Origin of the sequence: Spirulina sp. CCNP1310, assembly GCF_034932185.1 — a bacterium.
In the GTDB taxonomy this organism is placed as follows: Bacteria; Cyanobacteriota; Cyanobacteriia; order Cyanobacteriales; family Spirulinaceae; genus Spirulina.
Window position 1 is genome coordinate 22,155 of the sequence record NZ_JAYGHW010000068.1, and the last position, 23,908, is coordinate 46,062.

The window sequence follows — 23,908 nt, forward strand, 5'->3', positions numbered from 1 at the left end:
GCAATTCACTTTTTCTAGCCTAGGGGGGAGAGCCGCTCTAGCGGCATTTTCGTTAAACAACTTGATAATTGGATGAATTTTTATTGCACAGGCCCGCCGCCAACGGTTGGATTTCGGCCCCATTCCCCCTAAGCTCAAGAATCGTGGTTAGCCCTTGGGCGAAGACCACGATTCTTGAGGATTTATCCATGATTAAAATCAGCCCCATCATTGTGTTTCATCTGTTCAGTTTGACCCTGGGGATGGCGATCGCCCCCCAATTAGCCCCCAGTCATGCTGCCCCCACCCCAGCCGTAGCCGTCACCCCCCAAGCGGTGGATTTTGCCCCTCATTTTGAAGCCCTGGATATTGAGGGATCGATCCTGATCTATGACCAAAAAGGCGATCGCTTTTTTGAACACAATCCCCAACGGAACCGCACCGCGTTCCCCACCGCCTCCACATTTAAAATTTTTAATTCCCTGGTGGCCTTAGAAAGTGGTGTCCTTCCCCATGATTTGGCTGTACTCACTTGGGACGGTGTACCCCGGATGATCCCTAGTTGGAATCGGGATCTCAATTTGCGGGAGGCCTTTAAGATTTCAGCGGTGTGGTTTTATCAGGTGATTGCCCGCCGGGTCGGTCATCAGCAAATGCAGCAATATATTGAAGCCGCTCAATTTGGCAATCAACGCATTGGCCCCCCGGAAGAAATCGATCAATTTTGGCTCAATGGCACATTGCGGATCACGCCGCGCCAACAGGTGGAATTTTTACAGCGGCTCCAGGCTGGGGATTTACCCTTTTCGGGGCGATCGCTCACCCTCGTTAAAGATCTCATGATTGCCGAACAAACCCCAAACTACACAATTCGGGCGAAAACCGGCTGGTATGGCTATGGGGAGCAGGGGGTTCGCCAAATTGGTTGGTATGTCGGCTATGTGGAAACCGCTGATAATGTCTACTTTTTCGCCACCAATCTTGATATGGACAAGCCCGAAGCCGCCGCCGCCCGCCTGCAACTCACACGGCTTTGTTTGCAAACCTTAGGGGTACTGTGATTAGCCCTCACCTCAACCCCTCTCCCCAGCGAGAGCGAGGGGCTATGTTAGTCACCCTCAACCTAACCTCTCCCCAAAAGGCGGCGAGGGGGCGAAAGATTTTTCGCCCCTACAGAGGGATGAGAGGGGCGTAGGCGCAGATTGATCGCGTTAATCTGTCCCCAGACAGCCATAATAAACTCTGTGGATCTGCCCTAACGATTTATGAAACTGCTGTGTTTGAGTAATGGCCATGGTGAAGATGCGATCGCCATCCAGATTGCCCAAGCCCTCCGCCGCCATCCCCAAGCCCCTGAAATTGCCGCCCTCCCCATCGTCGGTACAGGCCACGCCTACCAAACCGCCGATATTCCCATCATTGGCCCCGTCAAGGCGATGCCATCGGGGGGATTTATTTATATGGATAGTCGGCAACTGTGGCAGGATGTCCAGGGGGGATTGTTGGGGTTAACGTTGGCTCAGATCCGCGTTGCCCGCCGTTGGGCCAAAGATGGCGGGCATATCCTCGCCGTAGGGGATGTTGTCCCCCTCGCCATTGCCGCCTTCAGTGGGGCAACCTATGGCTTTGTGGGTACGGCCAAATCGGAATACTATATCCGCGATGACCGGGGGCAATTGCTGAAATCCCGCCGGGGTGAAGGCTGGTCGGGTTCGGTGTATTTGCCTTGGGAACGGTGGTTAATGGGGCGATCGCCCTGTCGGGCCATCTATCCCCGCGATGGCCTCACCACCACGATCCTCAAACGCTACAAAATTAATGCCCATAACCTCGGCAACCCGATGATGGATGGTTTGGTTGTCCCCCGCTACACCCAAAGCGCCATCCCCGAAGAACAGCGGGCTTTAATGGTGCTGTTGCTCCCTGGCTCCCGCGCCCCAGAGGCCCATCACAACTGGCAAACGCTGATCACCGCCGCCCATGAACTCTGCCACGCCCCCCCCACGCCTGCCCCACTGTTATTCCTCGCTGCCCTTGCACCGAGCCTAGATGCCGCTGATTTTCTCCCCACCCTCACCCAATACGGTTGGCGACCTGCCCCCTTACCTACGGTTCCCCTCCTCACAGACCCCTCAGCCCAAGGCTTCCAACAGGGGGATCATCGTTTGGTGATTACGCAACGGGACTATCCTGCTTGTTTGAATGCGGCGGATGTGGCGATCGCCATGGCCGGCACAGCCACGGAGCAGTTTGTCGGCCTGGGAAAACCTGTGATCACGCTACCGGGAACGGGGCCGCAATTTACGCCCCAATTTGCCGAAGCCCAAACCCGCCTCTTGGGGGTTTCCGTAACGCTGCTCAAGCATCCCCATGATGTGCCGAAAATTTGCCAAAGCCTGTTAGGTAATCCGGATACGTTGCAGATCATTGCTGAAAATGGCGATCGCCGCATGGGCCAGCCGGGAGCCGCCGCTCGAATTGCGGATCATCTGCTCACGGTGCTGTAATAGGAAAACATCTCCATTCCCTTAATCAACGACCCATGAAACTCAGCCTTTGCATGATTGTGAAAGATGAAGAGCAAGCTTTGCCCGCCTGTTTAGACAGTGTGAAGGATGTGGTGGATGAAATTGTGGTGTTGGATACGGGGTCGAGCGATCGCACCATGGCCATTGCCCAGGAATACGGCGCAACGGTGGCCCAATTCCCTTGGGGCAATGATTTTGCCGCCGCCCGCAATCAGGCCCTGAAGTATGTGACGGGGGATTGGGTCTTGGTTTTAGATGCGGATGAACAGCTAACGGAAGAAGCCGGCCCCCACATTCGCACCGCCATGGCCGATGATAGTTTGCTGGTGGTGAGCCTGATCCGTCAGGAAATCGGGGCAGTGCAATCTCCCTATTCCCTCACTTCACGCCTCTTTCGCCGCCATGAGGCGATCCGTTTTGATCGCCCCTACCATGCCCTCATTGATGACAGCGTGATCGCCCTGCTCAAGGCGGAACCGCAATGGAACTTTGCGACGTTGCAGGTGGTGGCCTTGATCCATAGTGGTTATGAGGTGAAGGCGATCGCCCAAAAAAATAAACAGGCCCGCGCCCAAGCTGCCATGGAGGCTTACATTGCCGATCATCCCGATGATCCCTATGTTTGCAATAAGTTGGGGGCGCTCTATGTCAACAGCGGTAAGACGAAAGAGGGGATGGCGCTACTCAAACGGGGCTTAAAGGATATCAACATTGAACCGCCCCTTGCCTATGAACTCCATTACCATCTCGGCAATGCTTACGCCCGCAAGCGCAACATGGATAAGGCGGTGATCCATTACCAAGGGGCGATCGCCCAAAATATTTTCCCCATCCTCAAATTGGGGGCATTGATTAACTTTGGGGCGCTGCTCCATGAAGCGGGGGAATACGAAATGGCCCAACGGCCCCTCAGTGCAGCCATTGAAATTGATCCCACCTGTATGCTGGCCTACTACAATCTGGGCTTAGTGTTTAAGGCTCTGGGGCATTATCAAAATGCGATCGCCGCCTACGAAAAAGCGATCGAACTGCAACCGGACTATGCCCAAGCCTATCAAAACCTAGGGGTGGTGTGGTTTAAATGCGGCAATGTCGATGAAGCCTTGAATTATTTTGGCAAGGCGATCGCCATCCTGGAGCAAACCAACTTGTTAGAAGCCGATCAACTGCGCCGTCAACTCAAGGACATGGGCTTTGAAGCCCCCCAATTCAAAGTCCAATTAGAAGTCTAAACCCCCCTTGTCCGGCGGATTGCATGGCATTCCCCCCCAGGGAACTCCCCTCGATGTCCGCGATTAAAACCATCAAATTGGCAAATCTAGCGATAATGGAACGAATATTTAAAATCCGGCCAAGATGGTGAGTAATCCGACCTCAGGGGCGATCGCCGTTAGCGAACCCATTGCCCTCCTCCTCCTCGATCCCGACCCCATTTTCCGCCTCGGCCTGACCACCGCCTGGGCCACAGAATCCTCAGTGGAGATCATCGCCACTGGGGATTTAACCATGGGTGAACAGTATTGGCCCCAGAGCCGGGCCTTCATCACCTTGATCGACTGTGGCGGCGATTGGGGCTATGTGGAGCGGGTGCGGCGCACCTACGCCGATCGCCCCCTGATTTTACTCACCCCCTGCCCCGACCCCGGCCAACGGCAGCAACTCCAAACCCTTGGGGTGGCGGCCTATTGTCCCAAAGGGGTCAGCCTCGCAACCCTCCTGGCCACGATTAACCAGGTTTCCCAAGGGCAGACCCGTTGGCCCGATCCCCCCCTCGCCCCCCAAACCCCCGCCTCCCAATTTCCCAACCGTCCCCCCCGTTGGCTCCATACCCTGCGCCAATCGGGGTTAGAGCAAATTGAAGCCGAGTTAGGGGAATTGCGATCGCCCCTCGCCACCGCCCAAGGGTTAGACCGCTGGATTCTCCAAGGAAGACAGCGAGAACTCCGCTTTGCCCGTTGGTGTGTCCATCAACTCCTGCCGGTGCAAGTCGTTTTTACCCTTACACCGCCCCCCGATCCCCCCACGGCGATCCGCGTTGGCGAACCCATCGCCCCGGCCCCCGAACCCTATCCCCTCCTAGCGGAATTTCTCACCGCCATCCAAGGGGGATTGGTCAATCAAAGCGGCCAAGTGTTGGAAATTGATATTTTGCGGGGCGATCGCCGCGCTGAACTGCTTTATCTCACCGTCCAAACCTTGAAAAAATGGGGCGACCAAGCCCAATTCCTCCAACTCGATGCTGATGCAATCCGCCGCCAAACCCCCGATATTCTTCGGGATCTGTGTCAACAGATCCGCCTTGAATGGGTACGTCGCTACCCAACCGGGGGCGAGGTCAATCCCCAGGGTCTCATCGATCCCCTCTGGGCCCAAACGGCCAACCTGCCCCCCATGCCCCAGGCTGGCGACTTCCTTGCCCACCTGATCCACACCACCCCTATCACCATTGATCAAGTCAGCTATCGCGGCGAATCCCCCGAAGCCCAAGGCCGAGCCGCCCTTCTGCGGGATCATCTGATCCTTCAACTCAGCAATGCGGTTATGGCATGGTTGCTCAATCGCTATGGCGAAGGGGAAGAAATTAAATATCAACTCTATGAATCCCGCTATTTCTCAACGCGATCGCTCACCCGTTTCCGCAACGAACTCTCCTGGCAATTTCGCCACAATACCTATTTACGGGAACCGAAGGCGATCTTTGAAAGCCGTTACCTGCTGTTTTATCAAACCGCTGGCGTGATTAAACAGGTGAGTATCTACGGGGCGCGGGGGGAAGAATTGGCCCAACTCACCGGCTTTCCTTGGTTTGTCACCCTCGCCTTAGAAACCCGCGATGCGATCGCCCCCCGTTTGCGCAACCTCATCGCCTGGCTTGGGGAAGGCGTGGTTTATCTCCTTACCCAAGTGATTGGCCGGGGCCTCGGTTTAATTGGCCGGGGCATTGTTCAGGGGTTGGGCAATAGCCTCCCCCGCTCCTCTGATCGCTCCAAATAAGCTCTAAATCGGCAGCGCGATCGTAAAAGTTGTCCCTTGGCCTAACTCCGATTGGCAGGCGATCGTGCCTCCGTGGCGTTCGACAATAATTTGGTGGGCGATGGATAACCCCAAACCCGTTCCCTGACCGACGGCCTTTGTCGTAAATAGATGGTCAAAAATCCGCGCTTGTATTTCTGGTGTCATCCCATGACCTTGATCTTTGATTATAATCACAATTTGATCATTTTGAGCCGCTGTCTGAATCGCGATTCCCTTAGGATTTTCCTTGATTTCGGCATAGGTTTTCCCTTGATTGGCTTCATCAATGGCATCAACCGCATTGGCCAGTAAATTAATAAACACCTGATTTAATTGCCCCGGAAAACAATGCAACGGGGGCAACTGACCGTAATCTGTTTTCACTTCAATGGCGGGATGATGTTCATTGGCCTTAAGCCGGTGGCGCAGAATTAACACCGCACTATTCAGCCCTTCATGGAGATCAAAGTTCACCTTTTCATCAGTATCAGCACGAACAAATGTGCGTAAACTGGCACTAATTTCTTTGATCCGATTAATGCCCAAGGCCATGGAATCAATCAGTTTCGGTAAATCCTCGCGAATGTAGTCTAAATCGATGGCTTCGATTTCTTCGCTAATCGTTGGCCCTGGATCGGGAAACTGTGCTTCGTAGAGATCGATCAGATGCAGTAGATCTTCAATATAATTGCGGGCTGGATTGATATTGCCATTTAAACAGCCCACGGGATTATTAATTTCATGGGCCACCCCCGCCATCAAGTTCCCCAACATCGACATTTTTTCACTGTTGATTAACTGAATGTGGGCCTGTTTAAGATCTTGCAGGGATTGGGAGAGGGCGGCGGTGCGATCGGCAACTTGTTGCTCTAGGGTTTGGGTGAGGTGACGGAGTTTGAGATGGGTGCGGACGCGGGCGAGGACTTCTTCCTGTTGAAAGGGTTTGGTAATATAATCCACGGCTCCGAGGTTAAACCCCCGCACTTTATCAATGGGATCCGCCAAGGCCGTCATAAAAATAATTGGAATATCCTGGGTGCTGGGGTCAGCCTTGAGCCGTTCACAGGTTTCAAACCCATTAATGCCGGGCATCATCACATCTAAAAGGATCAGGGAGGGAGGCACATATTTAAGTTGTTTAAGGGCAGCTTCGCCACTGGTGGCAACGGCAACATCAAGGTCAGCTAGGGCCAGGGCTTCCGATAAAACATCTAAGTTATTGGGGTTATCGTCAACAATTAAAATAGTTTCAGGATGGGCATTGCTTAACATCATTAACGTCCTACTACTATAAAAATGGGTTTACTGCTGCGGGAAAGATTTTAGGGTATCACAATCTGCATTTTGGGCAGGGAGTGGCCTAAAGGTACTGTGCAATAAAGACCTGGAGGGCTTCAATCTCAAAACGTTGGGCAAGGGTTTGGATCTGTTGGGCAAAGGCAATATAGGTAATATCGAGGGCTTTGGCCTCGGTTTGTAGGGCTTTGACCCGTCCCTGCATGGCAAGGGGGTAGAGTTTTTCTAAAACGGCAGCGGGGGGAGGGATAATTTCGATGGTTTCCTCTGGTGGCGCACCCTGGGCAGCATTGGCATCTAGCGCGGTGTAGTCGTACACCCAATGGAGGGCAAGATGTTTTTTTAAAAGTTCCAGTAGGGCGATCGCATCCACCGGCTTCGGTAAAAAGCTATTGGCCCCTGCCTCGATGCTTTCATGCTGGTTACTTTCAAAAATACTAGCAGAGGATGCAATGGCGGGAATATGTTGCACGTCGGGTTTTTGCCGAATCGCCCGCAACATCTCATATCCATCCAATTTCGGCATCATTAAATCCGTGATAATCAAATCGGGCTTCACCAATTGGGTAATCCTTAAACCCTCGCTACCATCCTGTGCTTCGATGACATCAAACCCTAAGGGGGTTAATAAATTGACAATCACGGAGCGATTTTCCCAGCGATCATCCACGACCAAAATGCGCCGTTTGCGACCACTATAGCCGGTGATTGTGCCGTTGTTGGAGATGCGGGAGGCTTGGGTCCAGGCTTCTACGGCGGGAAGATCCACCTCAAACGAAAAGGTCGTCCCTTGACCATAGTCGCTTTTGACGGCGAGTTTTCCCCCCATTAATTCGACAATTTGGGTGCTGATGGCGAGGCCTAAGCCGGTTCCTTCCGTTTGTTTGCGGAGATCCCCCACCTGCTCAAAGGGCAGGAAAATTTTCTCTAACTGTTCTGGGGTGATGCCAATGCCGGTATCTTCCACGTCAAAACGGATGCGATAGTGATCTCCTTGGCGTTGGGGGTGAACGCGGAGGGTGACGCTGCCGTGATCGGTGAATTTGATCCCATTGCCGATCAGGTTTAAGAGCACCTGACTGAGGCGTTTTTCATCGAGGGCAATGCCTTCGGGCAGTGGAGCCGTGGCGAGGTAGGTGAATTCTAGCCCTTTTTGTTCCGCCCGCACCCGACACATTTCCGTGACCCCTTCTAAGAAGGCGGGAAAAAAGATGCTGGTGGGGTGTAAGTCTAGTTTGCGGGCTTCAATTTTGGCGAGATCGAGAATATCGTTGATCAGGTTGAGTAAGTGGTTGCCGCATTGATGGATGATGGCTACGCCTTTTTGACCGCGATCGCTCAGGGGTTCACTGGCCCGGAGAATTTGGGCATAGCCAAGGATGCCGTTGAGGGGGGTGCGGAGTTCGTGGCTCATGTTGGCGAGGAATTCGCTTTTGGCTTTGTTGGCGATTTCGGCGGCTTCTTTGGAGGCGCGGAGTTGGGCGGTGCGTTCTTCGACTTTGGTTTCTAAATTGGCTTTGGCGTTGAGGAGGGCGGCTTCGGCCCGTTGTCGCTCTAGGACGACGGCGACGACAACGAGGGTGGTGATGGCGATGACGGCAATGAAGGCTTGCAGGAGTAAGAGGGTTTCGTTGAGGGTGGCGCGGTTAAAACTGCTGGTTTCGTGGACTGCGCCGATGACGGCAAAGCCCGTGACGATCAGGGGGGCGATCGCCGCCCAACGGGGCCCAAACCGCAACGCCGCCCACATCAACAGGGGCAGGAGTAAATATTCCACGGCGTAGGCCCACACAAAGGCCAGCCAACCAAACCCTAAAACCAAGAGCAGCCACAGCACCATTTCTAAAATTTGGGCTTGGTGGCGGCTGTGTTCGATCACCGGCTGGGGTCGTCCCCAAATTAAGATTAAGGGGGTAATAATCAAAACTCCGGCGGTATCTCCCAACCAAAAGGTAAACCAACTGTTGGCGAACTCGGCTCCATCAATAAACCCCACCCCATACATACTGATGCAGCCAATGGTGGGGCTAACCATGCAACTAAGGAGTTCAATCAGCGTAAATTGAAAGACGTTGGGGGCATTGTAGAACAGTTGATCACGCCCGATTAATTGACGGAGGAGGATAGCGCCCGTCAATGCCTGAAGTACGGAGCCAATGGCAATACCTAAACCGGCGATCAGGGAGGCGGTGAGTAATCCGGTGCTGACGGCGAGGGGCCAGGCCGCTGCCACCCAAGCAGCGAGGAAGATGCTCGGCCAAATCCCATTGCCAAACAGCAGTAACGTCGCCAGGGCGATCCCGGAGGGGGCATAGACGGGGGTGATAAAGCCGGGGGGAATGGCGAGATATTGCCCTAGTTTCGCGGCACTGTAGTAGGCGATCGCCACCGCGATGGCAATGCTCACAGAGCGTAGGCGGGGGTGGGAGGGGTTGGCAACCATAAGCTATCAGAGAATTTATGATGGAATGAATAAAATTGCTTATCCTAGTTCCATGGTACTTCAATTACTAGCGGAGGTTATCCGCTGTTAAGGGGACGAAAACTTCTATCTTTTCAAGATTATTTGTCAAGATATTGCGCAATAAAACTTTGCAATTCTTCTACGTAAAAGCCTTGAGCAAGACTGTTGATTTTTTCCGCAAAAGCCGTATATTCACCATTTAATTTTGTTACTTCTGTTTGTAGAGCTTTAAGCCGGCCTTGCATGGCCAATTGATAGAGATTGTTTACCTCTTTGGGCGGCGGAGGGATGATTTCAGGATCGGGATCAAAAGAAATCGGGTTAACGGTGCTTTGGGTAATGGATTTATGGTCATAAATCCAATCTAAATTCAGATGTTGTTTAAGTAATGTGAAGAGGGCGATCGCCTCCACTGGTTTGGAGAGAAAACTATTGGCTCCTGCCATCAGGCTTTCATTTTGGTTGCTTTCAAAAATACTCGCTGAAGAGGCGATCACCGGAATATTTTTCAATCCTGGGGTTTGGCGTAATAACCGTAACATTTTATAGCCATCCATCACCGGCATCATCAAATCTGTGATCATCAAATCCGGTTTACTGGTTTGTGCCACATTCAACCCCGCCTGGCCATCCGCCGCCTCCACCACCGCAAACCCCAAAGGTTCCAAGAGGTTAACAATCACCGAGCGGTTTTCCCAACGATCATCAACAATCAAAATCTTGCGCATGGGGCCATGATAACCAGTGATAATATCATCAGTCTTACCCTCCGCCAATGCAACCCAATCGTGGCCCAAGGGGAAATCCACCTCAAACCAAAAAGTTGTGCCTTGACCCGGTTTACTGCGAACCTCTAGGGTTCCTCCCATTAATTCGACAATTTGTGTACTGATGGCAAGGCCCAACCCCGTCCCCTCCGTTTGCTTACGCAGATCCCCCACCTGTTCAAAGGGGAGGAAAATTTTGGTCAGTTGGTTTGAGGTCATGCCAATCCCCGTATCCTCTACCTCAAAGCGAATCCGAGCAAAATCCTCTTGGGATTGAGGATATATCCGGAGGCTCACTGTTCCCGCATCAGTGAATTTAATCGCATTACCAATGAGGTTAATTAAAACCTGATTGAGGCGTTTTTGATCCAGTTCCAAAACATCGGGTAACGCTGCCATCGGCTCATAAACAAAGGTCAAACTCTTTTGCTCTGCCTTAACGCGACACATTTCTGTCACCCCTTCTAGAAAGGTCGGAAAAGCCACAGTTTTAGGCTGTAAATCGAGTTTACGGGCTTCAATTTTGGCGAGATCGAGAATTTCATTAATTAAATTGAGTAAATGATTGCCACATTGGTTGATCACTTCTACCCCCTTTGCCCCCCGTGGGGAAAGGGTTTCTCCCTTCTGGAGAATTTGAGCATAACCGAGGATGCCATTTAAGGGGGTGCGCAGTTCATGGCTCATGTTAGAGAGAAATTCGCTTTTGGCTTGGTTGGCCACTTCCGCTTTTTCCTTCGCTTCCTGGAGTTGGGCGGTGCGTTCCCGGACGCGCATTTCTAACTGTTGAGCCTGTTCTCGTAATTGGGCTTCGGAGTAGCGCAGGGCAGATTCTGCCTGCTTTTGTTCGGTAATGTCACGAAGAATAACGACGTGCTCTTGGATATCGACATTTTTGAGTGCCGAGGTGGACAGTTCTAAAATTAACGTGGCATCTTCCCGGTGTAGGGTTTGTTCACTGCGTTGGGGCCAGTTTTCCACAGTCCGGGGCAGATCATGGAGCCAAGTATTGAGCCGCTGCCCCACCAGATCAAAGGCTTGCCGCCCAAACAGTTGGGTCATGGCGGGGTTGACTTGGCGAATCAGGCCATTTTCATCCAAGACGGCGATCGCATCCTGGGCAATTAAAAACAACAGTTCCGATTGTTCCCGCGCTTCAATCAGGGCAGTAGCTTGGGGGAGGCTTGTCCAGCAGGCGATCGCCACCCCCCCAAACGTCATCACCAGCAACAACACCAACAGCATTGAATGGGAAACCATCGCCCCCATGGGCCCCGCCGCCGTCTCTTCTAAATAGAAATACCAGCCCACGGTTGTGGCCAGGGCAATTAAGCCAATCAAAACAGCAATTTGAATGGCGAGAAAATTCTTAAAATCCTGCGAGGGCTTAACCCGATATTTTTGTACCCACCACTGCACCCGGAAAGGCGCAAACGGCATCACCGCAATCAAACGATCCAAACCCAGCACCACCAACGGCAAACACAACCCCAAAACCAACTCGGACACACTCCAAGCCAACCCCCCCACAATCAACACCAAAATTTCCACCCCGCAAAACAGCAACGCCCAACGGGGCAAAAACACCTCTGGATCTTGCCGTCGCAACCACAACCCCAAATGAATTGCAATCATCCCACAGAGGTATCCCGTCCCCGTCACCATCACCACCGAGGCCACATTGCCCCAAAGCAAACACAACACACTCAACGCTAGGGTAAACAACACCCCCGGCCCAAAGGCCCCCTGACGGGAAACCACCGCAAACAGCGGCGATAAATAACCATCTAAGGCCATTTGATAAAGCAGACGCGCCGTATTACTCACCGCCGTCGCCGAACTGAGTAAACAAGCCGACGCAATCAAAAACGTCACCACCAAGCTCGCCCATGGCCCCCACACCGGCCGAGCCACCGCCGTCAACTGCAAAAACGCATTACTTTCCAAGGCCGGATCTGTCGCTAACCGCATCAACAACCAAGAACCGCCAATATAAACGATGGGCAACAGCACCGCCGCAAACGTTAAGCTCCGCAGTGAAGCCTCCGGTTTACGATTATCCGCAATAAAAGAAGAAGCGGTTTCACAGCCATAGGCGGCATAAACCGCCACAAAAAACCATTTCGCCCAGAGGGGCAGGGAAAAGCTCCCCCAAACCTCCGGGAAAAAGCTGGGGCTGTGGGGAGCCACAGCGAGCCAGCCTAAGCCTTGGGTACAGAGCACCACCATAAACCCCACCGCCGGAACCACAAAACACAGATGTAAAATTCCCAAGGCGCGGGTTCCGCTCAGGGCCACAATGAAGGGAATGGCCGTGAATGTAATTTTCAAGGCTGTTTCCGGAAATTCAATGCCGAGGGGTTGCAGTTGGGCAGCAATCAATTCTGTCAGGATAATGCCATTCATCGCGGGTACGGAAACCCAGCCAAGAAAGTAACCGATCGCCCCATAGCGGGCCAAAAAGGGATGACGACGGAGTAAATGGGTGGTGTAGTTGGGGGTTCCGCCGGACATATTGGGGAGATAATGCCCCAGGCGTTTCACCTGGAGATTGAGCAAAACGCCAATAATCGCCGCCGGAATCCACACCCAAATTGCTTGCGGCCCCAATTCTGCATTCATCGCCGGAGCCGGCCCCAGCCACAGCAACAAGCCGCTGAGGGCAAACCCCCAAATTTCCAACACACTTAACTGACGCGGTAGGCGATTGAGGGGGAGGGTTTGTGATGAGGTCATGATGGGACAGAGAGGGCTGGAGACAGGTCAATGAACTTGAGAATAATGGCGACACATCAGGAAAGCAACCCAGGCAAGGGGGCTTAAAGGCTACATTATTCCTCACTTCGATCTTCTGGGGAAAAATCCCTGATCCGTTTAATCGGGGAACTGCTCTAGGGCTGGCAATGCGGATTCCACGCTAGAATCGAAGTAGTGCAAAATAACTGGAGCAAACCCCCATGACTCCGCCCACAACCTCAACCCATGAATTTGATATTTGGGTTCCGGAGTTACCCCCCACTGATCTCGTTTTTGATGATGGAGTACCCTTGGAAAGTAATCGTCACCGTCTTGCGATGAACCTGCTCATCGATTCAGTTTATGCAGCCCTCGCGCCCCGTGAGGATTTTTATGCCAGCGGTAATATGTTTGTCTATTACAGTTTGGCGCAGATTAAAAACCGCGATTTCCGTGGCCCGGATTTTTTTGTGGCGCTCAATGTAGATGGCGAAAAAGAGCGTCAAGGTTGGGTCATTTGGGAGGAGGATGGCAAGTATCCGGATGTGATTGTGGAGTTAATGTCACCCTCAACCGCAGAAATTGATCTGACCACCAAAAAAGCAATTTACGAACAACGTTTTAGCACCAGCCATTATTTTGTATTTGACCCATTTAATGCTAATTCGCTGCAAGGTTGGGAGCGGCAGGGGAATGCGTTTGTGACGTTACAGCCCAATGAAAGCGGATGGTTATGGTGTGAGGCCTTGGGGCTATGGTTGGGGATTTGGCAGGGTCAAGTGTTGCAAGAAACAACGGATTGGTTGCGGTTTTATTTCCCCAATGAGCAGTTGGTTTTGCTGCCACGGGAACAGGAACAACTGCGGGCCGAACAGGAGCGATTGCGGGCGAAGCAGGCTGAGGCAAAAGTAGAGCGGCTGCGGGCGAAGTTGCGGGAGTTGGGGGTTGATCCGGATGGGGTGTGATACTTGAAGGGTGCGCTACTATTCTAGTTTGAGTATAGGGAGGAAACAATCTTACCATGACAGTTGAACTGAAGGTCATCCAAGTTTTACGTAGCTTGACTGAGATCAATCAACAAACAGTCTTACAGTTTGCTGAGTTTTTGCAAACGCAAGAAATTCACCAGTCCACAGCCGTTGATCGTCAAACATTAGCCTTGTTCGGTGATGGACTCTCTACATTCCGCCAGAAGTGGCAGATCGAGTCTTTGGATATTAATCCAGATGAGGTGTTCTTGGGGGTTCGCGACCCATCACCGGGACGTGAGGTTGTTCTATGAGTTCGCTCCGGTTTCTGCTCGATACAAATATTTTGTCTGAGCCGTTGAAACCACAGCCGAATCAAAGCGTGATCCAGAAAATCCAAGAAAACCAGCGGTATATTGCTACAGCGTCAGTGGTGTATCACGAAATATATTACGGTATGGCATCGTTGCCAGATTCACATAGACGTAGGGCGATCGCAGCATATTTGCAAGATGAGGTGCTGGCCAAGTTACGGAATATCCCGATAGCTTGAAAGCCCTGCGGTTTTAACCCATCTGTTGCTCCTCTCTGAGAATTTGTCCATGAGGCCACTTTGCCCTTGATGATCCTTGAGAGGGTGGGTACAATGTAATCACATTTCGATTGAGGGATGATCTCAGGATGAGCGCAGTGATTAGAACCCGAATCGTTAAAATTGGCAATTCCCAAGGTGTGCGTATTCCTAAACTGCTCTTGGAGCAAAGCGGTATTCAGACGGATGTTGAAATTGAAGTGGAGGGGGATCATCTCACGATTCGCACGGCACGACGGCTACGCACGGGCTGGGATCAAGCTTTTGCTGCCATGGCGACAGAACAGGATGATGTTCTTCTTGATCCAGTCAGCAGTACGGATTGGGAGCAAGTTGAATGGGAGTGGTAGTTAAGCGTTTTGACGTTTTTTGGATTAGTCTTGACCCCACAGTGGGTCGTGAAATTCAGAAGACGCGACCCTGTGTGATTATTTCACCGGATGAGATGAACTGTTATATTGCCACGGTGATTATTGCGCCAATGACGACAAAGGGGAAAGGCTAACCGACGCGAATTGCCTGTCAATTTCAGGTTGACACTCCCCGCGCTAAAGCGACGGGGATTCTTGGTTCATCAACCGGACTTAACTGAGCAGGATTGCTCCAACCCAGCCAGAGGCCCAATCTCCCCAAGCGTATAACTTCCCGTTTGCCCCACGGTAGTTAGTCCAAGGCGCAGGATACAAACCCGCTTCACTACTGACTTGGCCAGATGCCGATCACAGACCAACCCCTCCACATTCAAGTCTGCCTTCGGCGCGCCGCTTCGCGTCTACGCAGGCGACCAAATCGTTAGATTGGACGACGCAGTAGGCAATCCGCCTACTCATTACGCTGCCTGCTTACCCTTAAATGCTTCCAGGCCTGTCGGTTTTTAGCCTTGTTATAGTTCCTAGACGTTTGAAATACAATGTAATTAGCATAACATGACTGGCCCAAAACGGCGACTAAAGTCGCTCGTGTCGTCTTTCATCCCCGCAATAAATTGACGGGGCTTTCAGACTCCCGCACTATTTTCGTAAGGATGGGCAAATTGTTCTGGATCAAATTCGCACCATTGATAAGACTCGATTGGTGAAAAAACTGGGTCAAATTAGTCAAGATGAGCAAGGCCGAGTTTTGGATACTTTGGCTGAGATGTTTGCCGAATGATCGAAGTAGGGAACGTTGCCTCTCCCCCCATCACCCAAACCCCAAGGGGCGATCGCTCCTAACCTCACCCTAGGCGATCGCAAGGGAAAACACCAAACATCAACTATCGCCATTCCTCTGGTGAGCGATGCAAGGGTGAGCAACAATTTATTGCCCACCCCATGGGCGAGGTTTTCCCCTAATCTGACGAACCCAAGGCCAAGATGCTATGGGCGATCGCCATGCTTTCGCTATACAACACCTCTTGGCCCCAGCGTTGCAACTGTTGCCCCAATAACTGCTCCGTTTTTTGATCCGTCAAGGAAGAAACCTGATTGATCCGCAGGGATTGCGCCCCGCCTCCGGCTTCCATGCGCATACAGCCCGTGGTTTCTGAACAAAGCACCGTTCCACAATCGGCTTTCGGATTCGTGGAAGCCAGCTTTAAACTGATCAAATCCCCCGGCACTTCCCCCCAGTCTGCGGTGGGAATCCCCGCTAATTCCACTTCAACAATGCGCTGATGTTTGCCCAGCAATTGCACCCGACGGATATCATAATCCCCCCCTTCATAGCTGTAGCTCATGGGAGTCCATTGCAGACGACTGGCCAGCCAACCCAAGAACATCCAAGCCTGGGCCGGATTGCCCTTTTCGTAGTCAATCACCACCTGATCCACTTCCCAGATGTGATTGCGCCGTTCGGGGGGATCAAAGGCCTCAGCGGTCAACTCCTGCCAGGGGGCCAACCGTCGCCAATTCAAATCCGCCACGACTAACTGCTCCTTCAACAATTGCCCTAAAGAGAGCAGATCCACCTCTGGCTGGACAAAACTGCTGGAATCGACAATTAAACAGTCACAATATTGGGACAACCGTTCAAAGAGGGGATAATCCGGTTGGGGCGTGGCTTTCCACCAAATGAACTTAGGCAGTTCGGGGATCATTAATGCCGAAATGACACCGCCGATCCGCTCCAGCGCCGCCGCCGTCCCCCGCAACGTGATGTATTCACAACAGATCAACGTGCTGCCCCCCCGTTTTTGGATCGGGCAATAGGCAGACACCTGCACCGATACCCCTTCATCGGCTCCCACCGTGGGGCAGAGGGTGACAATGCGACAGGGGTTAGAGGCGGCGATCGCATCCGCAATGCCTGCCCCTTCCAAGTCTGGAGCTTGGGCCGCCGTCCGCAGGTTTTCGGGGGTTTGTTTATCCAGAGCCACCAGGTTATTAAACTCCGTTTGCAGCCGCGTCATAAACACCGCATCCGCAATGCCCGTCACCTCCAAACCATAGGCTTTTTGGGCCGCCTTGATCGCCGCCTCGGTACGGTGGCCCTTAATGCCGTCAATGGGGCCACTATAGAACCCTAAAGCCGACAGATAATGCTGTGTACCATCGGGTTCATAGACCAGAAAACTAAAGGTTGTGGCCCGCGTTGCCGACAGGCCATCATCGCCCGTGTTATAGCTCTGCCAAATCTCCTGAAGCGAAGCCTCAATGTCATCGAGGGAGACATCTTTGGGGGCTTGGATAGGGACGAGGGGGGGGGAAGTGGTGGTCATGGTAGGAAGTGGGGAATAGGGAATGGGAAACAGGGAACAGGGAACAGGGTTCGTTGTGTGGACGTTGGTGCACTCTCCTCGTCAGGGCATTGGAAGGCATCAACCAGGCAAGGGTTAAAGTCTGCGCCAGTGGCGGCCGTCGCGGTTCATCAAGAATTCCGCTTCGGGGGGTTGCCAAGTACCCGCCTCGTATTGGGGGACGGTGCTGGGATCAGCGGGAGCCTCCCAAGCACTGAGGGCCGGAGTAACGACGCGCCAAGCTTCTTCCACCTCATCGGCACGGGTGAACAGCGTTTGATCCCCTAACATCGCATCAAGAAGGAGGCGGTGGTAAGCGTCCGCCGTGGCCATGCCAAAGGAGGAGCCATAGCTGAAATCCATATCGACGGTGCGGGTGCGCAGATCCGGCCCCGGCATTTTCGCTTCAAACCGGAGGGCGATGCCTTCATTGGGTTGAATCCGCAACGCGAGGATGTTTTGATTGGTCTGTTGGGCAGCGGATTTGAAGATTAACAGGGGAACTTCTTTAAACTGAATGGCGATTTCCGTCACCTTTTTCGGTAGCCGTTTCCCCGTGCGCAGATAGAAGGGAACTCCTTTCCATCGCCAGTTATCAATCATCAACTTCATCGCCACAAACGTCGGATTGAGGGATTCCGGATTGACATTGGGTTCTTGACGATAGCCGGGGATCGGTTGCCCCTTCATCCAACCGGGGCCGTACTGCCCCCGGATCGCCGATCGCTCCAAATTGTGGATATCCGCCAAGTGCATCGCCTGCAAAACCTTCACCTTTTCATTGCGGATCGCATCAGCTTCGAGGGAATTGGGAGGTTCCATGGCGGTGATGGCTAACAATTGCATCAAGTGGTTTTGCACCATATCTCGCAAGGCCCCGGAGGTTTCGTAATACCCCGCCCGGTCTTCTACACCAACGGTTTCCGCCACGGTAATTTGCACATGATCGACAAATTGTCGATTCCACAGCGGTTCAAAAATGGCGTTAGCAAACCGGAAAACGAGGATATTTTGAACGGTTTCTTTGCCTAAATAATGGTCAATGCGGTAGACCTGTTCTTCTCGACAAACCTGTTGAACAACGCGATTTAAGGATTTTGCCGTACCCAAATCCTTCCCAAAGGGCTTTTCAATCACCACACGGGTTTTTATCGGGTCTTCAATCATCCCCGCTGCCCCTAAATTCCGTAACCCCGGTTTAAAGAAGTTGGGGGAAACGGCCAGGTAAAAGACGCGATTGCCCCGGGTTTTGCGGGTTTCATCCAGTTCCGCTAAGAACTGCTTGAGTTTTTGATAGCTGGCTTGCTCATCCATATTACCGGAGCAGTAAAACAGCCCAGCGGCAAAGTCTTGCCAAGCCTCTTCGCTGCCGATGCCGGTGCCGAACTGCTCCACGCCTTCGCGCATTTGCTCCCGGAAATAATCATGGCTCCAATCCCGACGGGCCACGCCAACGATGGTGACTTCAGGGGGCAGTCGCCGCTCCTGTTTAAGTTGGTAGAGGGCGGGAACGAGTTTGCGCTGGGTGAGGTCGCCGGAGGCTCCGAAGATGATGATGATTGAGGGTTCTGGGGTGCGCTCTTGTTGGAGGCCGACCCGGAGGGGGTTTTCGAGTAATGTGACCATGGATTGAGGGATGGTTAGGGTGGTTTAGGCGACGGGGGCCAGGTGTTGAACTTTGGCTTCAAGGGAGGCCATGAGGGATTCAAAGGGTTTGACAAACTTATCAATGCCTTCTTTTAGCAGTTCCGCCATGACAGTATCAAGGTCGATCGCCACGTCAGGATCGGCAAGGCTGGCCAGTTGGGCCTGGGCGGCTTCGAGATCGCTCTCAATGCGGTTGGCGGGGTTGCAGTGATCAGCACAGGCTTCGATGGTGTTGGGGGGGAGCGTGTTCACGGTATCCGGCCCCACCAGTTCATCCACATACATCACATCGCTGTATTCGGGGTTTTTGGTGCTGGTGCTGGCCCAGAGGAGGCGTTGAATCGTTGCGCCTTGGGGGGCGATCGCCCCCCAACGATTGCCCCCGAAAATTTCCTTATACCGCTGATAGGCAATTTTGGCGTTGGCGATCGCCACTTTCCCCTTTAACCCCTTTAACTTTGCCTGTTGAGCGGGGTCAGCGGTGGCGGCAATTTTGGCATCGAGGCGATCGTCAATGTTGCTATCAATGCGGCTCAGGAAAAAGCTGGCCACCGAGGCGATTTTATCAATCGGTTCACCCGTGGCAAGGCGTTGCTCCAACCCCGCAATATAGGCCCAAGCCGTCTCAATATAACTTTGCACCGAAAACAACAGCGTGACATTAACGCTAATCCCCGCCGCAATCACCGCCGTCACTGCTGGCAACCCCGCCGCCGTCCCCGGAATTTTAATCATTACATTGGGGCGGTCGATCGCCGCCGCATACCGTAGGGCTTCGCGGATCGTCGCCTCCGTATCCTCGGCAATGGTGGGGGGAACCTCAATGCTCACATAGCCATCTTTTCCCCCCGTAGATTCATACACCGACTCAAACACATCACAGGCGGCGCGGATATCTTCAAACACGAGAGCCTCATAAATTTCCGTGATGGATTTCCCCGCTTTAATCCCCGCCGCAATGTCTGCGTCATAGATGGCATTACCGGCGATCGCCTTTTCAAAAATTGCCGGATTCGACGTAATCCCCGAAATATTTCGGGACGTAATCAATTCTTTCAACTGCCCAGACTGGATCAAATCTCGACTGAGATTATCCATCCAGATACTCTGGCCATAATCTTCAAAAATACGTTGGATCGGATTGGCGATCGTCATTTCTCAAAAACTCCCATCAGAACTACAGTCAACCTCAAAGGCTTAAAGGAAGACAAACAAGACCCAACACCAAACATTAAACGTCACTCTATCCTCTATCCTTTTTCCTCTTTCCTCCCTCAAACCCTAACCATCCTGTTCAGCCCCCTGCCGTCGGTGATGATCTTGAATGAACGATTCCACTAACTCCACATCCTCCTGAGAACCAATAATCAAAGGCGTGCGCTGGTGCAACGCTTGGGGAATCACATCCATTAACCGCTGCGTGCCGGTACTCGCCCGGCCCCCCGCCTGCTCAATCAAAAATGCCAAAGGCGCAGACTCATAGAGCAAGCGTAACTTACCCTCCGGTTTTTGCCGTGTTCCGGGATACAAGAACACCCCCCCCTGCATCAAAATGCGGTGAATATCCCCCACCAACGCCCCACTATAGCGAGCCGTATAGCCCTCATGGCGATGGACATAGCGGGTATAATCCCGGATCGAATCCTCCCACTGCCAAAAATTCCCCTCATTGACGCTATACACCGGGCCATGGGGGGGAATTTGGATCGATTCTTCCGTGAGGATGAATTCCCCCAAACTGGGGTCAAGGATGAAGGAATGCACCCCATCCCCGACGGAATAAACCAAGATCGTCGAAGGGCCGTAAAGAATATAGCCTGCCCCCAACTGCTTATGGCCCGACTGTAATAGATCGGTCGCCTTGCCATCGAGATCCTCGCCTTCCTGTTGCCGCAGGGAAAAAATCGACCCCACATTGAGGTTAATATCCACATTGGAGGAGCCATCAATGGGGTCATAGAGCAGCGTATAGCGGCCAATGGGGCAATTCTCCGGGATGTAATAGGGGTCTTCCATCTCCTCTGAGGCGAGACGGCACACCAACCCACTTTGCTTAAACACTGAAATAAACACCTCATTGGCATAGAGATCCATCCGCTTCACGGATTCCCCCTGCACATTGACATCCCCGGTAAAGCCCAGGGCATTTTCCACCAACCCCGCTTTACTGAGGCGACGGGCCACCAATTTCCCCGCCAGGGCAATACGGCCCATAATTGCGCTAATATCTTGAGCCTCTGGTGCCAGGAGCGAGGCCGCTTTCCCCGTTTTCACCAGTTGCTGGACAACATGGCGAGACAGGGTAGTGCAATCTCGATCAAGGCTATATTCGGCTGGTATGGGATCTGAAACGACCATCGTCGGCCCTCCGCTGCTGTTGGCTAAGGGCGCAACCCCCCTGATGGATATGACTGTTGCGCTCCTTAGGGGCCATGATAAGGAGGGATTTCCAGAAACTGCCAGAAGTTTTAGACTATCTGAAGGAATCTACTCGGATTAGACCTAAGTCTAGGGATGAGGGGGGGCGATCGCTTGCTAGGATGGGGCAATCTTGCCACTGCACCCTTCCAATGGCTATTAAAACCACCCAAACCCGCAGTGCCGACCATTCGGCCCGCAGTACCGCGAAAGCTTCCACGGCTCCTATCCCCAGTAGCACCAATAACCTACCGACAGGGGCAATCCTCAACAACGTTCAGCCTAAACTGGCGTTAGGCAAGCCTGGGGATAAGTACGAACGAGAAGCGGATCAGGTTGCCGCCCAAGTGGTGCAACAAATGCACGCCCCTACCCCTTTACCACCTTCACCCCCCACCGATGGCGGCGAACACCCCCTCCAGCGCCGTTTCCTTCAGGCCCAAGGTGCACCTGTAGGCCCCGTTGATGCCGATTTTGAGCAAAATCTCAAGCAAGCTGGAACGGGGCAACCTCTCGCTCGCCAAATCCAGGCCAAAATGGGGGCGGCGATGGGAGCCGATTTTAGCAATATTAAGGTTCACACCAACCCTGAGGCAGACAGCCTCAATCGAGCGATTCAAGCCAAAGCCTTTACCACTGGCCCCAATATCTATTTCCGGGAAGGGGCCTATCAACCCGGTAGTAAATCCGGTCAAGAACTGATTGCCCACGAACTCACCCACACGCTCCAACAGGGGGCTGTGCGTCGCCAAGTGATTCAACGGGCCGATACCCTCAAGGGATCGGATGCGCAAACAACGGTAGGGAAGGATAACAAAGTTACCAAGGAAGAGAAGGAGCAAACATTAGCTTTAATTAAGTCGGGAGCGGTGACATCGGCCCTTGATCATCCCATGTATGCCAAGTTTAAGGCTCGTCTGACGAGCTTTTTTCAACAATTTCCACCCCCAGCAAACGAAGATATTAACACTTTAGCGGAAACCATTTGGACAAAAATTTATACTGGGATTCAAAGCTCTAGTCCAGAGATGGAGCGCCGGGCAGATAATACGACCTATTCCAATGTCAGCAAAGGATTTGTTGATATGGAATCAGCGGGATATAAAAAGGCTTTGACCGAGTTTGATGATGTGATGGGGGTGCTGAAGAAAGCGGCTCAATCGCAGTTCATGAAAGCGAAGAGTTTTGGGTTTTGGTCGAAGCCGGAGGGCAGAGAGTTTGCAGAAAAAATGTGTGATGTGACGTTAGAAACGTCGGGGATTGGGGCGTTGTTTGACGGGATGCCCTCTATTGATGCCCATGACAATGGTTGGGATGCCCAATTGTGGGGTTCTTTATCCCGCGCCTTTGGGGAAGTGGCGGCCCAAGAGATGAAGGTCAAGGGCAAAACGGTTCATGTTTGTGCGGGGGGAGGGACGGATAAGAAAAATGTGTTTGGGGCGGTGGAATCGAAGGCTCTGGAGAAAGGGGCTGGGGAGTTGGGTTATACCCTTGAGGAGATGGTGGTGTTCCATGCGATCGCCGCGAAGGCACAGGATCGAGATGGCCGTAAGGTGGATTGGTCAGTGCGGGAGGGGGCGATGAAATTACCCGGCACTTGGTATTCCGGGAGTAATTGGGATGAATCGCTGCGGGTTGGTAAAAAGCGGTTTGATGCATTGCCAGCAACTTTAACGCCTGTGGCTACGGCTGGGGTTTAAGGAGTGAGGGAGATCTGACATCCCTTGCTGACTGGGGTGAGGGCAATGAATTCAGTCACGAAACTGTACAGGGGAGCGAGCAGGATCATGGGTCAAAGGTTGGCGGAGTTTTTGGCAGGTTTAGGGAGCTATGAGCCACGGCAGGATAGTTATGATCTGGTGGGCTGGAGCGAATGGTCGGCGGCGGAGCAGGAGGAGGCGTTGCAGGCCCTGCGGGCGGCGGCATTGGGGGGGGATGCTCGCGCATTGGTGACGTTGGGGCAGTTGGGTGATCGCCCTTCCCTTGATGTGGTGCGATCGCAAACTACCCACCCCTCCCCTTGGGTGCGATTTTCCGCCCAGCGTGCTTTGGTGGCCTTGGGGGAATCTCCGGCGGAACTGGCGGATGTCTTGGCCTCTGGGAGTAGTTTGCTGCGGTTTGGGGCGGTGATGGCCTTAGCGGAAGCTGAAGGCCCAGAGGCAACGGCGGGGTTATTGGGGGCGGTGTTAGACCCTGATAGTTTGGTGCGATCGCAGGCCCTAGATGGTTTGATCGAACGGTATCATCTCATCCCTTTTACCCAAAATGCCACGGGGCAAACATTATTAGAAAGCCCTTTAAAAACTTTAAATTTACAACTGATGGCGGATCTTGCCCCCCTCTGGCAACGGGCCGCTTGGGAGGTACAGCGGCTTTTTGAGGCGATCGCCTCTGGGGCCGACCCGGAAGCCTTGGGGTTACGCTATCAGCAAACTGGCCCCGACGATTTTCGGGCCCAAGTGCGAACCACTTTGTTTGAGGAAGATTGCCCCTTTGATGTTGCCTTAATTAGTCCTGTCACTGGCCACGATCGCACCTGGGCAGAAACCTTTTTAGCCCTCCAACTCGCCCCCCATCTGCGCAATATTCGCGCCGTCCAGGCCCTCGCTGACCTCAATACCCAATGGTTAATCCCCACCCTCGCAGCCTCAGCGGTGGATTTGCCAAAGGATGACCCCTATGCGATCGCCGTGCAAACTGCCCTCCAGCAGCTTAAGCAGCAGGGCGAAAACTCCTAGTCTTAATCACCCCAAAACGGCAAAATCTTCAGTGGACTGGATAA

General features: G+C 52.9%; 18 protein-coding genes and 2 pseudogenes. 12 read left to right on the forward strand and 8 right to left on the reverse strand.

What is annotated here, in order from left to right:
- Positions 1-188: 188 nt before the first annotated feature.
- The 4 genes from blaOXA (at position 189) to VB712_RS12355 (ending at position 5,501) form a co-directional block, all read left to right on the forward strand.
- Complete coding sequence (gene blaOXA / locus VB712_RS12340; RefSeq protein ID WP_323255095.1) at positions 189-1,040, forward strand: class D beta-lactamase; 852 nt, start codon at positions 189-191, stop codon at positions 1,038-1,040.
- A 204-nt stretch (positions 1,041-1,244) separates the two neighbouring features.
- On the forward strand, positions 1,245-2,486 hold the full coding sequence (locus VB712_RS12345; protein WP_323255097.1) for a lipid-A-disaccharide synthase-related protein: 1,242 nt from the start codon (positions 1,245-1,247) through the stop codon (positions 2,484-2,486).
- A 35-nt stretch (positions 2,487-2,521) separates the two neighbouring features.
- Positions 2,522-3,739, forward strand: a complete 1,218-nt coding sequence (locus VB712_RS12350) for a glycosyltransferase (RefSeq protein ID WP_323255099.1) — start codon at positions 2,522-2,524, stop codon at positions 3,737-3,739.
- Between the two features lie 124 nt (positions 3,740-3,863).
- Positions 3,864-5,501, forward strand: a complete 1,638-nt coding sequence (locus VB712_RS12355) for a DUF3685 domain-containing protein (protein WP_323255101.1) — start codon at positions 3,864-3,866, stop codon at positions 5,499-5,501.
- Positions 5,502-5,504: 3 nt separating this feature from the next.
- On the opposite strand, the gene VB712_RS12360 is transcribed toward VB712_RS12355, so the two are convergent.
- From VB712_RS12360 to VB712_RS12370, 3 genes are all read right to left on the reverse strand, one after another.
- Positions 5,505-6,797, reverse strand: coding sequence for a sensor histidine kinase (locus VB712_RS12360; protein ID WP_323255102.1), 1,293 nt, complete (start codon positions 6,795-6,797; stop codon positions 5,505-5,507).
- Between the two features lie 85 nt (positions 6,798-6,882).
- A complete protein-coding gene (locus VB712_RS12365; protein ID WP_323255104.1) occupies positions 6,883-9,261 on the reverse strand; it encodes an MASE1 domain-containing protein in 2,379 nt (792 codons plus the stop codon).
- A gap of 119 nt (positions 9,262-9,380) precedes the next feature.
- Positions 9,381-12,785: an ATP-binding protein gene (locus VB712_RS12370; RefSeq protein ID WP_323255106.1), complete on the reverse strand. Its 3,405-nt coding sequence runs from the start codon at positions 12,783-12,785 to the stop codon at positions 9,381-9,383.
- Between the two features lie 221 nt (positions 12,786-13,006).
- On the opposite strand from VB712_RS12370, the gene VB712_RS12375 reads away from it, so the two are divergent.
- The 5 genes and pseudogenes from VB712_RS12375 to VB712_RS12390 form a co-directional block, all read left to right on the forward strand.
- Complete coding sequence (locus VB712_RS12375) at positions 13,007-13,750, forward strand: Uma2 family endonuclease (protein ID WP_323255108.1); 744 nt, start codon at positions 13,007-13,009, stop codon at positions 13,748-13,750.
- A gap of 56 nt (positions 13,751-13,806) precedes the next feature.
- Complete coding sequence (locus VB712_RS12380; RefSeq protein ID WP_323255110.1) at positions 13,807-14,067, forward strand: hypothetical protein; 261 nt, start codon at positions 13,807-13,809, stop codon at positions 14,065-14,067.
- On the forward strand, positions 14,064-14,306 hold the full coding sequence (locus VB712_RS20505) for a PIN domain-containing protein (RefSeq protein ID WP_416236334.1): 243 nt from the start codon (positions 14,064-14,066) through the stop codon (positions 14,304-14,306). Before VB712_RS12380 ends, VB712_RS20505 begins: the two co-directional genes overlap by 4 nt.
- Positions 14,307-14,434: 128 nt before the next feature.
- Positions 14,435-14,695, forward strand: a complete 261-nt coding sequence (locus VB712_RS12385; RefSeq protein WP_323255111.1) for an AbrB/MazE/SpoVT family DNA-binding domain-containing protein — start codon at positions 14,435-14,437, stop codon at positions 14,693-14,695.
- Positions 14,683-14,847 (forward strand): annotated as a pseudogene (locus VB712_RS12390) (type II toxin-antitoxin system PemK/MazF family toxin); the annotation flags it as partial. The gene VB712_RS12385 and the pseudogene VB712_RS12390, both read left to right, overlap by 13 nt.
- Positions 14,848-14,919: 72 nt before the next feature.
- Here VB712_RS12390 and VB712_RS20510 read toward each other — a convergent pair.
- A pseudogene (locus VB712_RS20510) lies at positions 14,920-15,242 on the reverse strand (hypothetical protein); the annotation flags it as partial.
- A gap of 87 nt (positions 15,243-15,329) precedes the next feature.
- Here VB712_RS20510 and VB712_RS12395 point away from each other — a divergent pair.
- Positions 15,330-15,497, forward strand: coding sequence for a type II toxin-antitoxin system PemK/MazF family toxin (locus VB712_RS12395; RefSeq protein ID WP_323255147.1), 168 nt, complete (start codon positions 15,330-15,332; stop codon positions 15,495-15,497).
- A gap of 178 nt (positions 15,498-15,675) precedes the next feature.
- Here the strand turns inward: VB712_RS12395 and opcA are convergent, their stop codons facing one another.
- The 4 genes from opcA to fbp all read right to left on the reverse strand — a co-directional run bounded on the left by opcA (position 15,676) and on the right by fbp (position 21,066).
- Positions 15,676-17,043, reverse strand: a complete 1,368-nt coding sequence (opcA, locus tag VB712_RS12400; RefSeq protein ID WP_323255116.1) for a glucose-6-phosphate dehydrogenase assembly protein OpcA — start codon at positions 17,041-17,043, stop codon at positions 15,676-15,678.
- A gap of 114 nt (positions 17,044-17,157) precedes the next feature.
- Complete coding sequence (gene zwf / locus VB712_RS12405) at positions 17,158-18,687, reverse strand: glucose-6-phosphate dehydrogenase (RefSeq protein WP_323255118.1); 1,530 nt, start codon at positions 18,685-18,687, stop codon at positions 17,158-17,160.
- A 24-nt stretch (positions 18,688-18,711) separates the two neighbouring features.
- Positions 18,712-19,863, reverse strand: coding sequence for a transaldolase (gene tal / locus VB712_RS12410; RefSeq protein WP_323255120.1), 1,152 nt, complete (start codon positions 19,861-19,863; stop codon positions 18,712-18,714).
- Positions 19,864-19,989: 126 nt separating this feature from the next.
- Entirely contained in the window at positions 19,990-21,066 is a 1,077-nt protein-coding gene (gene fbp, locus VB712_RS12415) for a class 1 fructose-bisphosphatase (RefSeq protein WP_323255122.1), read from the reverse strand.
- A gap of 212 nt (positions 21,067-21,278) precedes the next feature.
- Here fbp and VB712_RS12420 point away from each other — a divergent pair, with 212 nt between their 5' ends.
- Both VB712_RS12420 and VB712_RS12425 read left to right on the forward strand, forming a co-directional pair.
- Positions 21,279-22,826 (forward strand): DUF4157 domain-containing protein, encoded by a 1,548-nt coding sequence (locus VB712_RS12420; protein ID WP_323255124.1) that lies wholly within the window; start codon positions 21,279-21,281, stop codon positions 22,824-22,826.
- A gap of 87 nt (positions 22,827-22,913) precedes the next feature.
- A complete protein-coding gene (locus VB712_RS12425) occupies positions 22,914-23,864 on the forward strand; it encodes a hypothetical protein (protein ID WP_323255126.1) in 951 nt (316 codons plus the stop codon).
- The last annotated feature ends 44 nt before the right edge of the window (positions 23,865-23,908 follow it).

Bases quoted from the DNA above. Each gene is read 5' to 3' on its own strand.
- blaOXA (WP_323255095.1), top strand. From the start codon at position 189: ATGATTAAAATCAGCCCCATCATTGTGTTTCATCTGTTCAGTTTGACC.
- VB712_RS12345 (WP_323255097.1), top strand. From the start codon at position 1,245: ATGAAACTGCTGTGTTTGAGTAATGGCCATGGTGAAGATGCGATCGCC.
- VB712_RS12350 (WP_323255099.1), top strand. From the start codon at position 2,522: ATGAAACTCAGCCTTTGCATGATTGTGAAAGATGAAGAGCAAGCTTTG.
- VB712_RS12355 (WP_323255101.1), top strand. From the start codon at position 3,864: ATGGTGAGTAATCCGACCTCAGGGGCGATCGCCGTTAGCGAACCCATT.
- VB712_RS12360 (WP_323255102.1), bottom strand. From the start codon at position 6,797: ATGATGTTAAGCAATGCCCATCCTGAAACTATTTTAATTGTTGACGAT.
- VB712_RS12365 (WP_323255104.1), bottom strand. From the start codon at position 9,261: ATGGTTGCCAACCCCTCCCACCCCCGCCTACGCTCTGTGAGCATTGCC.
- VB712_RS12370 (WP_323255106.1), bottom strand. From the start codon at position 12,785: ATGACCTCATCACAAACCCTCCCCCTCAATCGCCTACCGCGTCAGTTA.
- VB712_RS12375 (WP_323255108.1), top strand. From the start codon at position 13,007: ATGACTCCGCCCACAACCTCAACCCATGAATTTGATATTTGGGTTCCG.
- VB712_RS12380 (WP_323255110.1), top strand. From the start codon at position 13,807: ATGACAGTTGAACTGAAGGTCATCCAAGTTTTACGTAGCTTGACTGAG.
- VB712_RS20505 (WP_416236334.1), top strand. From the start codon at position 14,064: ATGAGTTCGCTCCGGTTTCTGCTCGATACAAATATTTTGTCTGAGCCG.
- VB712_RS12385 (WP_323255111.1), top strand. From the start codon at position 14,435: ATGAGCGCAGTGATTAGAACCCGAATCGTTAAAATTGGCAATTCCCAA.
- opcA (WP_323255116.1), bottom strand. From the start codon at position 17,043: ATGACCACCACTTCCCCCCCCCTCGTCCCTATCCAAGCCCCCAAAGAT.
- zwf (WP_323255118.1), bottom strand. From the start codon at position 18,687: ATGGTCACATTACTCGAAAACCCCCTCCGGGTCGGCCTCCAACAAGAG.
- tal (WP_323255120.1), bottom strand. From the start codon at position 19,863: ATGACGATCGCCAATCCGATCCAACGTATTTTTGAAGATTATGGCCAG.
- fbp (WP_323255122.1), bottom strand. From the start codon at position 21,066: ATGGTCGTTTCAGATCCCATACCAGCCGAATATAGCCTTGATCGAGAT.
- VB712_RS12420 (WP_323255124.1), top strand. From the start codon at position 21,279: ATGGCTATTAAAACCACCCAAACCCGCAGTGCCGACCATTCGGCCCGC.
- VB712_RS12425 (WP_323255126.1), top strand. From the start codon at position 22,914: ATGGGTCAAAGGTTGGCGGAGTTTTTGGCAGGTTTAGGGAGCTATGAG.